This is a genomic window from Halalkalibacter wakoensis JCM 9140 (assembly GCF_000513095.1).
GTDB classification, from domain to species: domain Bacteria; phylum Bacillota; class Bacilli; order Bacillales; family Bacillaceae_D; genus Halalkalibacter; species Halalkalibacter wakoensis.
Genome location: NZ_BAUT01000047.1, coordinates 1 through 14,731 on the forward strand (window position 1 = coordinate 1; position 14,731 = coordinate 14,731).

Sequence of the window (14,731 nt, forward strand, 5' to 3'; positions counted from 1 at the left end):
GGAAATCAAAGAGGGAATGAAGGCCCGAACTAGAGAGAGAACGAGAGTGAAAGGAAATCAAAGAAGGAATGAAGGCCCGAGCTGGATAGAGAACGAGAGTGAAAAGAAATCAAAGAGGGGATGAAAGCCCAAACCGAAGAGAGTACCAGTGGGGAAGTTAATCTAATCAACTAACAAAAGCTACTTCATCATAGAGATTTAGTTTCTTGAAAAGATATCAGAAAAACGCTCAGAAATACTAAATCTGAGCGTTTTTCCTTGGTTATGCTTTTTGAACTCCTATGTCGATTCCTTCATAAAGGTTTATACTGAAGCTGCAACAACTAACTCAATATTATGTTCTACGCTAAATTGCACATATTCGTTAGGAGGAGAAGCGTCCGTAATCAATACGTCTATTTCTTGCAAATGACAATAGGTCATGATTGCTTGCTGATCAAATTTATCTGAATCCACCAATAGAAAGACTTTTGAACTTTTGTTCACAACCGTATTTTTTAATTCGCTTTCAAGTGGACTGGAATTGGTGACTCCATTTTGAATGGAAATTCCAGCAGAAGCCATAAAAGCTTTGTTAATGTTATGAGATTGCAACAGATCTTGTTTTGTGAAACTGGTAAATGAATTGGTTTTTCGTTCTAGCACGCCACCGATGGAAATAATATTTAAATTCTCATATGGGAGAGCGTGGATCATGAAATCAAGGTTATTTGTGATAATGGTTAATTGAAGTGACTGCATATATTTGATCATCTCGAATGCTGTTGTTCCTGAATCAATGAAAATCACATCACCGTCTTTTAGATAGCTAACGGCTTGTTTAGCGATTGCTTGTTTTTGAAGATGATTTTTTGTTTTCCGCTCTTGGAACGGCTCCAGGCTTGTTCGATTAACCGTGACCCCTCCGTAAACTTTAATGTAATCCCCGGACTCGACTAATTCCTGTATATCACGCCTTATTGTATTTTTTGAGACTCCAAATACGGTTACCAATTCATCCAATGAGACGGTTTGATGCTGATCAATATACTTTTGAATTTGTTTCATTCTTTGAGTTTTTAACATGCTATCAGTCCTTAATGTTGAAGAGATTCGTTTTTCAAAATCGTTTATGTTAGGGTGTTGATGAACCCGTGAATTTCACTAACTTATTCATAGTATATCAAAAATTAACCAAGACCTCACCAATTGTTATGGAAGAAATACCATTTGTATAAATATAGTATCAATTAGTTAGTAACCGTTTTCTACGCATGGTAAAATAACTGTATAACTAATATTTACACGTTACGTTAGTTCTTTTAATTTTGAAATTCATTCCCCCAGTAAAGCGCCTTTACAGTGGAGAGTAGTAAGTGAGGTGTCATATAAATTATGAAAATGAGTGATGTAGCAAAACTTGCCAATGTTTCTGCTGCAACGGTTTCGAGGGTACTTAGCAACCCAGAAAAAGTTAGCTTGGAAACACGAGAAAGAGTCTTGGATGTTATAAATAAAGTGAATTATAAGCCGCATATTGTTGCAAGGCAATTTAGAACGCAGGAAACAAAGATTATTTTAGTAGTTGTCCCAGACATTACGAGTGCTTTTTTTGCAAAAGTACTTAGAGGGATTGAGCATGTTGCGTTGAAGAATGGGTATCAAGTAATTTTAGGGGATACAGAAAACGACGTTGAGCGAGAAAATAGTTACATTGATTTATTGTTACAAAAGCAAGTAGACGGTATGGTTTTATTAACAGCTAAAATTGACAAAAACAAGTTAGAAGAGCTGAGTAATGAATTTCCTTTAGTACTAGCTTGTGAATATGTAGACGGTTTAAATGTACCAACAGTTTCGATTGATAATATAAGCAGTGCTCGTAAAGCAACTGAGCATTTGATTCAGTTAGGACATACGAAAATAGCTCACATTACCGGACCAATGAGTGTTATTTTAAGCCGTGATCGTTTAAAAGGGTATAAACAAGCGATGATTAGTCATGATCTAGAAATTGAGCCTTCCTATATTCAAGAAGCAGATAGAACGTTCGAGTCGAGCTATAATCAAACATTAAAGTTGTTGTCTTTAGCGACACCACCAACGGGTATTTTTGTTTTTAATGACGAGATGGCTATGGGAACGATAAAAGCAGCTAAAGACAGCGGGCTTACGGTTCCGGATGATTTGGCGGTCGTTGGCTTTGATAATATAAAAATGGCCACAGTTTTTGAACCGAATTTAACGACAATCGATCAGCCTAAATTTGCAATTGGACAAAAAGCGATGGAATTGTTGCTCCAATTAATCAATGGCGAACCAATGAAAAAGAAGAAATTTGTGATGAAAGATGAGTTAATCATTCGGGACTCTACTAAAGGTGAATAAAAAGAGCTAAGTTAGAAGGATAAGCCTTATTTTATTAGGGTTTTATCCTAACCTAACTTTATAAATATATTTACAAAGAAAACGGAATCATATAAACTAAGAATAGAAGGTTATTCCTGTTACATGATTGTAGCTGGTAAAGTTTCTAATTGATTTTTCGGAATAAATATTTTTTTGGTTTATCATGTAATCGTTTGCAAAAAAATATAGGAGGTGAATAGAGAATAAGATGAAGATGAGTGATGTTGCCAAATTAGCTAAAGTGTCACCTGCTACAGTATCAAGAGTTCTTTGCCACCCAGAATTGGTAAGTAAAGAAACGAGACAGAAGGTAATGGATGTTATAAACTCAGTGAATTATAAGCCCCACGCAGTAGCGAGGCAGTTTAGAACGAAGGAAACGAGAATCATCCTTGTGGTCGTTCCGGATATTACGAGTTCTTTTTTTTCAGAGGTATTAAGGGGTATTGAGCATATTGCTGTTACGAGTGGTTATCAAGTAATATTGGGAGATACTGAAAATAGCGTAGAAAGAGAAGAGGAATATATTAACCTATTGTACCAAAAACAAGCTGATGGTCTCATTTTGTTAACTGCTCGTCTAAATAAGAAGAAATTAGAAGAACTATCTGGGCAATTTCCCCTTGTACTTGCTTGTGAGTATATGGATGGATTAAATGTTCCGACCGTATCAATAGATAATATTAGTAGCGCAAGAAAAGCAACAGAACACTTAATTAAATTAGGCCATACAAAAGTCGCTCACATAACGGGTCCTATCAGTATTGTCTTAAGTCGAGATCGCTTAAAAGGCTACAAACAAGCAATGGTTAGTCATGAGTTGGAAATCGATTCAGCCTATATTCAAGAGGGAGACCAAACGTTTGATTCAGGTTATAACCAAATGCTAAAACTCCTCTCATTAGAGACCCCTCCGACGGCTGTCTTCGTCTTTAACGACGATATGGCAATGGGGGTCATAAAGGCGGTGAAGGATTGTTATATGAGTGTGCCAGAGGATATTGCCGTTGTTGGTTTTGATCATATAAAGATGTCTGTCATTTACGAACCGAAATTAACGACCGTTGCTCAACCAAAGTATGAGATAGGAAAACAAGCAATGGAACTTTTATTAAAACAAATTACGGGTCAACTGATGAATAAGAAGAAAATTGTACTAAAGGATGAACTAATTATAGGTGCATCCTGTGGTCAGAATTCAGCAACAACAAGAACACTAGAAAAAATATAGATGTGAAATCGATTTCACCAAGTTGATTATAGGTGGGAAAGGGATTCGGAGGAAATTATTTTAGAAATTTATAGGTTTTAGTTAAAGAAATGGTGATATTACGGTGATTTGGCCAAATTCAATAGAAAAAAAGCAAAAAAAATAGGAAAAAGCATTTACAAAAAAAAATGAATGCTATAAAATAATCACTATAAGAAGAAGTTAAAGCATCTTTTGATGTAATCGATTTCAGAGTGACTTCTTATCAATATAAAGTGTCTCAGAATTAAAATGAGACAAAGATTCCTTTGTTTTCTAGTGATATAAAAGATGTAACTAGAAAGTTGGAATAGTGTAAAAACTATCTTTTTTGAAAAGGATTTCATTTGGAGAAAAGGTAGTGAAAATTAAAAAGAAGCAAATTCGAGAGGAGTAATCATTATGTCAAATGCAGTAACAGTAGAAAATGTAAAAAACTTTATTGGTGGTCAGTGGGTTGAATCTACTTCTGGAAAAACGGAAGCTGTGCCGAACCCAGCAACAGGGGAAGTGATCGCTCATGTACCACTTTCTAGTCGAGAAGATGTAGATAAAGCTGTTGCAAATTCAGCCGAAGCATTCAAAAAATGGAGCAAGACTGCTGTACCTCGCCGTGCTCGTATTCTATTTAAATATCAACAATTACTAGTAGAAAACTGGGAAGAGTTAGCGCGATTAGTTACATTAGAGAACGGTAAAAGCTATTCAGAAGCTTACGGAGAAGTTCAACGTGGAATTGAGTGTGTGGAGTTCGCTGCAGGTGCCCCGACATTAATGATGGGTAAGCAATTACCAGATATCGCGACAGGAATTGAATCAGGCATGTATCGTTATCCAATTGGAGTTATTGGAGGAATTACACCATTTAACTTCCCAATGATGGTACCATGCTGGATGTTCCCACTTGCGATTGCGTGTGGAAATACATTTGTATTAAAACCTTCTGAACGTACGCCATTGCTTGCTAACCGTTTAGCTGAACTTTTCACAGAGGCAGGTCTTCCTGAAGGTGTATTAAACATTGTTCATGGTGCACATGATGTGGTTAACGGGCTTCTTGAGCACCCAACAGTTAAAGCGATTTCATTTGTTGGATCCCAACCAGTTGCTGAATATGTGTACAAAACAGCATCTGCTCACGGTAAGCGTGTTCAAGCTTTAGCCGGAGCGAAAAATCACTCAATCGTAATGCCAGATGCGAACTTAGATGGTGCTGTAAACCAAATCATGAATGCAGCATATGGCTCAGCTGGTGAAAGATGTATGGCGGCTGCAGTTGTTGTAACGGTTGGTGATGTAGCAGAGCCGTTTATGGAGAAATTAGTTGAAGCTGTTGACAAAATTACGATTGGGAACGGAATGGAAGAGGGGATTTTCTTAGGTCCTGTAATCCGTGATTCTCATAAAGCAAAAACAGTTGGTTACATTGAAAAGGGAGTAGAAGAAGGAGCAACATTGGTACGTGACGGACGTAACGATGAAGCAAGTTCTGGTGCAGGATACTTTGTAGGTCCAACAATCTTTGACCACGTGAATACAGAAATGACCATTTGGAAAGAAGAAATTTTCGCACCTGTTTTATCGGTTGTTCGTGTAAAAACACTAGAGGAAGCGATCGCTTTAACGAATGAGTCAGAATTTGCTAACGGTGCTTGCATCTACACAGATAGTGGAAGTGCAGTGCGTCAATTCCGTGAAGACATCGATGCTGGAATGTTAGGAGTTAACTTAGGGGTACCTGCTCCAATGGCGTTCTTCCCATTCTCTGGTTACAAAAAATCGTTCTACGGTGATTTACATGCAAATGGTACAGATGGAGTTGAATTCTATACTCGTAAAAAAATGCTAACGTCTCGTTGGTAAAAAATGGAGGTGCTAAGATTATATCTAAGCACCTCCAATCTTGTTTATAAACCGGAGTGATCACGTTGAGTACTCGTATTTCTAACAAAGATAAATATCTTTTTTTAGTTGTTTCATTTGCAATCTGGTTCCCGCATTTTATTTATCTTCCCATCTTATCACCGTATATGGAAGTAATGGGGGGAACCTATACATTTATCGGGATAGTATTAGGAAGTTACGGTCTTATGCAATTTGTATTTCGAATGCCAATCGGAATTACTTCTGATCTTTTGAAGCTCAGAAAGCCGTTTATTATATGTGGATTGGTAATAGGTGCACTGAGTTGCTTTCTATTTGCTGTTACGGATAGTTTAGGCTGGATTTTAGTTGCTCGCTCTTTAGCCGGTGTTGCAGCGGCAACTTGGGTCGTATTTGCTGTTTTGTATTCCAGTTATTTTTCCGATCAAGAAGTTCACAAAGCGATGAGTAGCATTTCTTTTGTTGTCGTGTTGGCGCAATTGTTAGGAATGATGTTTAGTGGTTTTCTAGTGAATGCATGGGGATGGCAAACTCCTTTTTGGATTGGTGGATTTGTAAGTCTTGCTGGTGCAGTACTTGCCTTCTTTATCTATGAGCCCAAATCAGCTGTGCCTAAAACCCCTGTGAATTTTCGTGATCTTACAACGGTGGTAAAAGAACCACAGCTTTTAAAAATTGCTTTATTATCCATTTTGGCTCATAGTATCATTTTTACGACGACATTTGGTTTCATACCTACGTATGTAACGAGTATTGGCTTTGAAGCTCGTGATATTAGTTTCATTGTTTTTGCTTTTATGATTCCGCATGCGATAGCTACCCTATTTATGGGGAAAATGATCGTGCCACGTTTAGGTAATTGGAGGGCATTGAAATATGGCTTTTTAATGGCAGCGCTATTTACCTTGTTCACACCTCTTGTTGAAACAAAGTGGTTGTTGCTAGTTATTCAGGGTTTTAGTGGTTTTGCTCTAGGTGTGTTGTTTCCTTTGCTTTTAGGCATGTCTATTGAATCGATTTCACCTGAGAAAAGGGCAACGGCAATGGGGATATATCAGGCCTTATATGCAATTGGAATGTTTGTTGGTCCTTTTGTTGCAGGTGTATTAAATTCGAGTTTCGGAATTTCGGCTGGCTTTTACTTTACTGGTTTACTAGGCTTAACAGCTTGTGCCTTGATTGTTTTTTGGGAGAAAAAGAAATCAAATAAAGAGTCAAAACGCTATTCATTGAGTAGTTAAAAAAGTAGGAGCGAGGTCAAAATAGCCTGCACTAACGTAATGTAATAGTAGTGATAGAAAAAGCCTTTTGGAAAGGCTTTTTTTTGTTGTTTATCCGTTTCGCAATAAGTTTAATCTGTTTTATAAGCCTGTTTTCGGAATTCACGTGGTGAATAGCCAATGATTTTTCGGAATAATCGTGAGAAATAATTGGCATCGAGTATCCCGACAGCAGCAGCTATATCACTTATTGACATCGTATGGTCTTTCATATATTCCACTGCACGTACCATGCGCAATCGGTTTAGGTATTCTACCGGGGGTAGACCGGTAGTTGATTTAAAGATTGAACGAAAATAACCAGGACTGATGTTATGTTCGCGGGCGTAATTGGAAAAATCAATTGGATCAGTGAGGTGATCCTCAATAAATTTTTGGGCGTTAACAATGATAGCGTTACGTGTGATATCTCGGTCTGGTGCAATGGCATACTGACGAAGACGAGCTCTTGAAATAATGATTAAAATCAAATTCAAATAGTCCTGTTTGACCTGCTTATAAGCATATTCCTGTTCTGTTTGTTCTTGCAGGATAATCTCCATCATCTTTTGGACTCGTTCCGCCTCAGGTAAGGACAAATGGATAATGTTCTGCCGATTTAAATCTGCAGGTGAAATAGGGTTAGTACTTGCCGGTTCCGCCAAGTCGCTGATCAAATGACCAAATTGATTGAGCCATTCATCAGTCATTTTTTCAGGATAAAACTGACAGTTGTACATAGAAACTGGGGTTTCAATCGTATAGGTATGCTCCTGATGAGGGGGGACGAGAAACACATCTCCCGGAATTAATGGCATAGAAATGCCCTTAAATTCATGAACGCAAGAACCTTTTGTAATCAATACAAATTCCTGGAAGTGGTGACGATGAATAGGGACAGACTCCAATGTATGAAAAACTTCCAAGGCGATGGCACTCTTATCCATACCTTTAAAAGGAAAATATGGGATCATAGATAGGTTTACCGCTCCTTTTTATCGCTAGTTGATAAAGTAGTTCTTATAATTATAAATTATTTAACGTGAGAAAATAAGAAGTGTTTTTTGGTTTCTTCTAATGGTCTTGATTTTTGCTACGAATATGAATAGAAAAACGTTCAGCGTGTTGCTAAACAATATGCGTTTTATGCTATTATCTGTTTGTTTTCTTCTATTAGCTTTGATTTTTAGTATGCTATATTTATTTATAAGAAGGAACTTAAAAATAAATAGTGGTTAAAGGCTAGTGTATTGAAGCTTTTTTCCGATCACAAAAGTCGTTTAGCGTTGCAACAACTCTATAAACTGATAAAAGATAGTATCTAAAAAGAAGAAGGAGAGAGTTTAATGAAAATTGCATTCAACCAAGCTACAACCCTTGAATCTTCAACTCTTTATGATGACCTGCGTTATTGTGAGGAGAACGGGTACGACTTTATTGAAATTCGAATTGATAAGCTAAAGGAATATCTAATTGAACATACAGTAGAAGAATTAAAGCAGTTTTTTCAGAATTCACATATCAAACCTTTATCCTTTAATGCGATAGAATTTTTTATCTTTCAACCAAACACAACGTTTAATTTAATGAAAGAAGACGTGCGTTTAGTGGAAGCGGTAGGGAAAGAGATTGGTTGTGATTTGGTCGTAGTTGTTCCAACATTTGATATTGGCGATATTACTTGGAGTGCAATTAAAGAAGAGACATCCAAACGCCTCTATGAGTGCTTAACGTTAACAGAAGCATCTCATTTCCGGTTTGCCTTAGAATTTGTTGGGTACCCACATTGTTCGATTAATACACTTGATGGAGCATATGAAATTGTAAAAGAGGTAAATAACAGCCGCGTGGGGCTCGTTGTAGATTGTTTTCATCTGTATGCAATGAATTCCAATCTTTCATTGTTAGGCGAAATTGCAAATGAAGAAATTTTCTTATTTCATATTGATGATGCAGAAGACATTCCAGCAGGTGTCATTCGTGACCATCAAAGAGTATGGCCTGGAGACGGTGTTATTGATCTAGAGCGTATCATCAAATTGCTTCAAGCAACAGGATTTGATGGTCCAGCTTCTATTGAGTTATTCAGACCTGAATACTGGGAACTAGAGCCGAATGAGTGTATTAAAGTAGGGAAAGAAAAGACAGAATTGGTATTTAGTAGATTACAACTGAAAGCATAGGTTTTAAACAGTGGTTAATCCGTTCTCTAATACATTAGAACAAAGCTCTGTCAATTAGTCGGGAATGTGGCTTACTGACAGGGCTTTTCGTATTGGGAGGCGAGAAGTAGATTCAATATATGAATCGATGATCTTAAGTTTTTCCTTCGCGAAAGATAAATTCGAACTGTGATGGAAGGAGAAAATTGTAAACTTAAAAGGAAGACTGAGATATAATGGAGAACGTGACCGCACCATGAAACAAGAAAAGCAATGTTGCTTAAAACACCACCTAAAACATAGAAAGCTAAAAAAGGAGGAAACCATCATAGATCTATTAAAAAAACTTTTTGGACAACAAGGGGATACGTTTCCTCTTAATGATTTAAATTCAAGAAATATCGGTGCAGGTCTTGTTGCTAGTTTACTCATTATGACAGGTCCAGCCGTTCTTTTGCTTCAAGCGGCTGCGAATGGAAATTTCACTACAGATCAAACAATTTTTTGGATGTTTTCCATTTATTTTTTTGGGGGCTTGTACGGCATTATCATGCCACTGTATTACCGAATTCCAATCGTTGGTGGGCATACAATTACAGGGCTTGCCTTCCTAGCAACGGTTACGTCTCAGTTTGGTTATTATGAACTGTTAGGAGCCTATATTTTTACAGGAATTCTTATTTTTGTAGTGGGCTATTTTGGTATTTTTACAAAATTGATTCAGTACATTCCAAAGGAAATCCTATCGGCTATGTTAGCTGGGATGATTTTGAAATTTATGTTGGACTTTATGGGTTCCGTTCAGCAAATGGCCTTGGTTGGTGTTCCGGCACTTATTGTTTTTTTCATTTTTACTAGATGGATGAAACGTTTTCCGCCAATGCTCATGGCCATTACGACTTCTTTTCTATTATTTTGGTTAACACAATCCTTTGAGGTGAGTGGGACGGACATTGCCTTTGCGGTACCTGGCATCCAGGTTCCGCAATTTAATGTTATGAGTTTTTTATCTGTTGCGATCCCGCTTGCCTTGCTTATTTTAAGCAATGATGCAGCTGTTGGACTTGGAGCGTTAAAACAAAATGATTATCAACCAAACGTGAAACAAATTGTGTCATCAAGTGGTCTGTTTTCAATAATGACGAGTTTTTTCGGTGGACAGTCCGCTAACATTGCAGGGATGATGACAGCGATTTGTTCTGACAAGGAAGCCGGGCCAAAAGAAAAAAGGTATATGGGATCTGTCGTATCAGGTGTTTTGACGATATTATTTGGAATTCTATCATTCAAATTAGTTCCTTTCATCACGTCACTGCCACAGGCGTTTATTTCGATTATGATTGGGTTAGGTTTGCTAAGTGTTTTTACAAATAGCTTGCAGAAAAGTTTTGCAAATCCAAGCATCAAACTTGGTGCGGTGTTTTCGTTTATTATCGCAGCGACAAATGTTACGGTCTTTCAAATCGGTGCACCTGTTTGGGCTTTGTTAATTGGAACCATCATTGCGAAGGTGATTGAAAAAGAACCGGATCAAGAAATGATGCAGAGTGAGAGAAAGTCGGCTTAATTTGTAGATGAATTTTTATTTTTGTTTCAGCAAACGAAAGAAGCACAGGTATTGTGCTTCTTTTATTTGCTTTTCACCGGTCCTCGTGTTTTTTCTACGTCCGTTTTTTTTCGATGGGCAGTCCGTCAGCTATTAAGCTCTAACCTTCCACCCGAACTCCTTTTTTGTTGCATTCTACCTCTACTTCTTTCAATTGATTGATCATCCGATTTATTTTCGACATTTTTTTTGGTCTTTCGTTCTCTTTTTGTTAAAATTAGGTAAAATTAGATTCGTTAAAAGTCGTGAATACAAGTCGAGTTTATTGACATATATTGTAGGACAGTAGCCAGGGGAAGGTGTTTAAATGAAGGAAAAGTTAATTCATATGCGAGATAAGCTAAATGATATTAGTAAGCGAAATCGATCCATTCGGTTGCTAAAGTTGTATAACAAATGGAGTTTGGACGTAACAGAAATAGATCGAAAAATAGAGGCAGGCAGTTCACAGAAAATCGTAACGAAAGTGGTTCAAAATCAAAAAGGGGATGTACCACTTTTTACTGTGAATATCAATGATGATGATTCTTTGATGCTCTCGAGGAAAGTGACTGATCTGTTTCGAAATATCAAAGCAATTGAGGATGAAACGGGTGTCTATGATTTTTACCTAGGATACCCATTTCTTCAAGGAACGATGATAGATGGTACTTTTTTTCAGGCACCCTTGTTTTTGTACCCGATTCGATTAGAAAAAGATCGCGTTAATCAACACACTTGGGTTTTGAAATACTCTGACGATGAACCGCAAATAAACCGTACGTTGTTTCTAGCCTTAAAAAAGGTAAATGGCATGACTTTTTCAGAGGACTGGTTAGAGAGCGGGAGTGAAAAGGCAACAACTCATGATTTTCAACAATGGAAGACTTTACTTGAAGAAGTGTTTCCGACTATACAAGTTCTAGAAGGGGAGATTAAACGTCTTCAAGAGTATAGAAGAGACGAAATTCCTAGCCAAGTTGATGTTGTACTTCTAAAGCATGCGGTTATTGGCAATTTTCCTCAAGGGGGCTCAGCCATCGTCAAAGACTATGATCAGATGATTCAATTACAGGAAGCTCATGACTTAGCTTTGGCGCAGGAGCTCATTGATCCTACTGATGATCAGGTTGATCTCTCTTCCTTGCCTACTGAAGAAGAGGAAGGGGAGCGCCTCGGCCGTCCGGTAGCAAAAGAGGCAGATAAGCTTTTTTTAATGCAAACAGATGGATCTCAAGAAGAAATATTGGAAGAAGCGCGTTTTCAAAAAGGGTTAGTAGTACATGGGCCACCAGGAACGGGTAAATCTCAAGTCATTGTAAATTTAATTACAGATGCTCTTCATCAACAAAAGAAGGTGCTTGTTGTTTGTCAAAAACGTGCTGCGCTTGATGTGATTTATCAACGTTTAGAAGGGTTGACTCTTGCTTCACATAGTGCCCTTATTCACGATGAAAAACATGATCGAAAAGCGCTCTACGCGCAAATTGAGCAGTTATTGATTCAGTCAGAATCGTTCGATGAACATTCGACAAAGCAACTAACCGAGCTATCTGATAGAATTGCTACTCAAGAAGCTTTGCTCAACTCGATCTCAACGGCGTTATTTGAATACCAAGACTTTGGCTATCGATTGTACGACCTGTATGGACAGGCAAAGCCGATGGAAGAAATGGCTCAATTGCTCGATGTTAGCGATATCCTTCCGAAGCTCAGCAAAACGGTACTAGAGGATACGCTTGCTGCGGTGTATACATACGGTGAATGGTATGAGCGCTTCGGAAAAGATGATTATCCTTTGAAAAGAAGAAAATCATTCGCATCTAAGGAAATGAAGGATAAGATAACGGCTATTGAAATCGTACAAGATGTATTGCAGAAGGCTGAGTCATCTGTAGCCTATCTGAATACACTCAATCATGAAAAAATCACACCTGCCTATACGTGGCTTGTCAATGATCGACTTCAAAAGGTATACGAAGATCTAAATCCAAATAAAAAGCGAACGCTTCAACATTTCCGTCTCTGGTGGTGGACATCGTTTACAGGGAAACAAATCATTGAGGAACTACTAAATGGTCAAAAATTTAAAGGTGTTTCCTCAACAGAGTGGCTTTCCATTCGTGAAGGATTGAAGACGATGTATGATCTTTCTAATGTGACACAGGAGATGGCAAAACAGCTTGATAAACTAAAAGCATATATAACGGATGATGTTGTTGATGAGATGAAACAGCGGGTATCAGTAGGAGATATCCCGATAGAAGAGCTGGATAAAATGCTCGAATACATTCATCAAGATTTTGAAGATTTAAGACAAATGGATTCTTATTTGGAAAGCAGTACAGACTTAGTGAAAAGTGTCGTTCGGAAGCTGAAGGAAAAAGAGTTCTCCGAAGCAGTATCCCTTCCTGTTGCTTGGGTAGACCTTGCACGAAACTCGACATTTATTCATTGGATCGATCAAGTGGAGAAGAGTCAACCAGATGTAAAGAAAATCTCAACAACTGAATTTGAGCGTATTCGTGGATTGTTTGCAAGTGGTATAGATGAGAAGAGAGAAATTGCGAAGAACTTTTTGCGCCATGAATTACGTGAAGCAACCATGCAAGTGAAAGCGGAGAAAGGACGGCGAATGAAGGAACTCAGCCATCAAGTAACGAAAAAAAGAAGAATATGGCCACTTCGTAAAGTAATCGAGGAATTTGCACATGATGGACTATTGGATGTCCTTCCGGTATGGCTCACGTCTCCAGAAACCGTTTCATCCATTTTTCCGCTTGAGGAAGGGCTGTTTGACCTCGTTATTTTTGACGAAGCGTCTCAATGTACAGTTGAGAGCAGCATTGCAGCCATTTATCGAGCCAAACAAGTCATCGTGGCAGGCGATGAAAAACAGCTTCCACCATCTACTATGTTTCAAAGCTCCGTTTCGGATGAGGACGATGAGGAGGAGTATGACATCGATGATTCACAAAGCTTATTAAACCTTGCAAAACGTCGGTTTCCTGAGAAGATCCTTCAATGGCATTACCGTTCTAAATATGAGGATTTAATTAACTTCTCAAACCATGCTTTTTATCAAGGTCAAGTACAGATTGCGCCAAATGTAGAGCCATTACGGGAACCACCTGCTTTGCAATGGAAAAAAGTGAATGGAATTTGGCTGAATCAGTCCAATGAAGTGGAAGCAGAAGCGGTGGTTGAACAAATCAAGCAGTTAATGCTGCAACAGCCAAACAAAACAGTCGGTGTCATTACATTTAACGCTAAGCAGCAAGAGAAAATATTGGATATCATAGATCAAAAAGTCCAAGATGATCCGGAATTCCAAGCACTTTACAATCAAGTGATGAGCAGGGATCTTGATGAGCGAATATTTGTAAAGAACATTGAAAACGTTCAAGGAGATGAGCGTGATTTTATTATATTCTCTATTGGCTATGCAAAAAATGAGGATGGGAAAGTCTACAATCGCTTTGGAACATTAAATCAACAAGGTGGAGAGAACCGCTTGAATGTTGCTGTTACTCGAGCAAAAGAAGGAATCATCGTCGTCTCAAGTGTCGAACCGGAGGAGTTAAATGTTGCCAGTACAGCGCATATTGGTCCCAAAATACTAAGATCCTACTTGCAATATGTAAGAGCTGTTTCGGCCATGGACCATGAACAAGTAAAAGCTGTCGTCAATGATGTGAGGGCAAGCTCAAATACGCAAACAAAGCAGACCGAGGTAAGGTTTGATTCACCATTTGAAGAACAAGTATATAAACAACTTCTTCACTTAGGTTACAAAGTGGACACCCAAGTCGGAATGTCTGGTTATCGGATTGATTTAGCCATTGTTCATCCAAACGATCCTCATCGGTATATTTTAGGAATAGAGTGCGATGGTGCGATGTATCATAGCTCAAAAAATGCGAAAGAACGCGATGTGTATCGCCAACGATTCCTTGAAAATAGAGGATGGACCATTGAGAGAATTTGGAGCCGAAACTGGTGGAGAAATGCATCAATTGAAATCGAGAGAATGGATCAAAAAGTAAAACAATTGATGAAGGAAGAAGAAATTAAGGAAAAGGTTAAACTATAGTTGATTTTTGTAAAATAGCGCACTGTATACGAGTCATAAAAGACTCGTATACAGTGCTTTTTTTCACTCTGGGATAAGGAGAACGGGTTTGGTTTTTAAATCCAGCTTAAA

The 14,731-nt window shown here is 38.1% G+C and carries 9 protein-coding genes; 7 read left to right on the forward strand and 2 right to left on the reverse strand.

All coding sequences use genetic code 11. The annotated features are described in order from the left end of the window. Window positions 1–303: 303 nt before the first annotated feature. On the reverse strand, window positions 304–1,065 hold the full coding sequence (locus tag JCM9140_RS15430) for a DeoR/GlpR family DNA-binding transcription regulator (protein WP_034748450.1): 762 nt from the start codon (window positions 1,063–1,065) through the stop codon (window positions 304–306). 306 nt (window positions 1,066–1,371) lie between these two features. On the opposite strand from JCM9140_RS15430, the gene JCM9140_RS15435 reads away from it, so the two are divergent. From JCM9140_RS15435 to JCM9140_RS15450, 4 genes are all read left to right on the forward strand, one after another. Next, window positions 1,372–2,367, forward strand: a complete 996-nt coding sequence (locus JCM9140_RS15435; protein ID WP_156314895.1) for a LacI family DNA-binding transcriptional regulator — start codon at window positions 1,372–1,374, stop codon at window positions 2,365–2,367. Window positions 2,368–2,596: 229 nt separating this feature from the next. After that, window positions 2,597–3,619: a LacI family DNA-binding transcriptional regulator gene (locus tag JCM9140_RS15440; RefSeq protein WP_034748456.1), complete on the forward strand. Its 1,023-nt coding sequence runs from the start codon at window positions 2,597–2,599 to the stop codon at window positions 3,617–3,619. Window positions 3,620–4,039: 420 nt separating this feature from the next. Beyond that, window positions 4,040–5,500: a CoA-acylating methylmalonate-semialdehyde dehydrogenase gene (locus JCM9140_RS15445; protein WP_034748459.1), complete on the forward strand. Its 1,461-nt coding sequence runs from the start codon at window positions 4,040–4,042 to the stop codon at window positions 5,498–5,500. Window positions 5,501–5,556: 56 nt separating this feature from the next. Then, window positions 5,557–6,762, forward strand: a complete 1,206-nt coding sequence (locus tag JCM9140_RS15450) for an MFS transporter (protein ID WP_439644308.1) — start codon at window positions 5,557–5,559, stop codon at window positions 6,760–6,762. 110 nt (window positions 6,763–6,872) lie between these two features. Here JCM9140_RS15450 and JCM9140_RS22675 read toward each other — a convergent pair whose 3' ends face one another. After that, a complete protein-coding gene (locus tag JCM9140_RS22675; RefSeq protein ID WP_052002307.1) occupies window positions 6,873–7,754 on the reverse strand; it encodes an AraC family transcriptional regulator in 882 nt (293 codons plus the stop codon). Window positions 7,755–8,126: 372 nt separating this feature from the next. Between JCM9140_RS22675 and JCM9140_RS15460 the strand changes: the two genes are divergently transcribed. From JCM9140_RS15460 to JCM9140_RS15470, 3 genes are all read left to right on the forward strand, one after another. After that, window positions 8,127–8,963: a sugar phosphate isomerase/epimerase family protein gene (locus JCM9140_RS15460; RefSeq protein ID WP_034748465.1), complete on the forward strand. Its 837-nt coding sequence runs from the start codon at window positions 8,127–8,129 to the stop codon at window positions 8,961–8,963. Between the two features lie 235 nt (window positions 8,964–9,198). Then, window positions 9,199–10,509 (forward strand): benzoate/H(+) symporter BenE family transporter, encoded by a 1,311-nt coding sequence (locus JCM9140_RS15465; RefSeq protein ID WP_081727721.1) that lies wholly within the window; start codon window positions 9,199–9,201, stop codon window positions 10,507–10,509. Between the two features lie 346 nt (window positions 10,510–10,855). Continuing rightward, window positions 10,856–14,620 carry a PDDEXK-like endonuclease domain-containing protein gene (locus JCM9140_RS15470; protein WP_034748467.1) on the forward strand — a complete coding sequence of 1,255 codons (3,765 nt, stop codon included), beginning with the start codon at window positions 10,856–10,858 and terminating at the stop codon, window positions 14,618–14,620. Window positions 14,621–14,731: the final 111 nt, after the last annotated feature.

Excerpts from the sequence above, each read along its gene's own strand:
- JCM9140_RS15445 (WP_034748459.1), top strand. The coding sequence starts at position 4,040 with ATGTCAAATGCAGTAACAGTAGAAAATGTAAAAAACTTTATTGGTGGT.
- JCM9140_RS15440 (WP_034748456.1), top strand. The coding sequence starts at position 2,597 with ATGAAGATGAGTGATGTTGCCAAATTAGCTAAAGTGTCACCTGCTACA.
- JCM9140_RS15430 (WP_034748450.1), bottom strand. The coding sequence starts at position 1,065 with ATGTTAAAAACTCAAAGAATGAAACAAATTCAAAAGTATATTGATCAG.
- JCM9140_RS22675 (WP_052002307.1), bottom strand. The coding sequence starts at position 7,754 with ATGATCCCATATTTTCCTTTTAAAGGTATGGATAAGAGTGCCATCGCC.
- JCM9140_RS15465 (WP_081727721.1), top strand. The coding sequence starts at position 9,199 with ATGAAACAAGAAAAGCAATGTTGCTTAAAACACCACCTAAAACATAGA.
- JCM9140_RS15470 (WP_034748467.1), top strand. The coding sequence starts at position 10,856 with ATGAAGGAAAAGTTAATTCATATGCGAGATAAGCTAAATGATATTAGT.
- JCM9140_RS15460 (WP_034748465.1), top strand. The coding sequence starts at position 8,127 with ATGAAAATTGCATTCAACCAAGCTACAACCCTTGAATCTTCAACTCTT.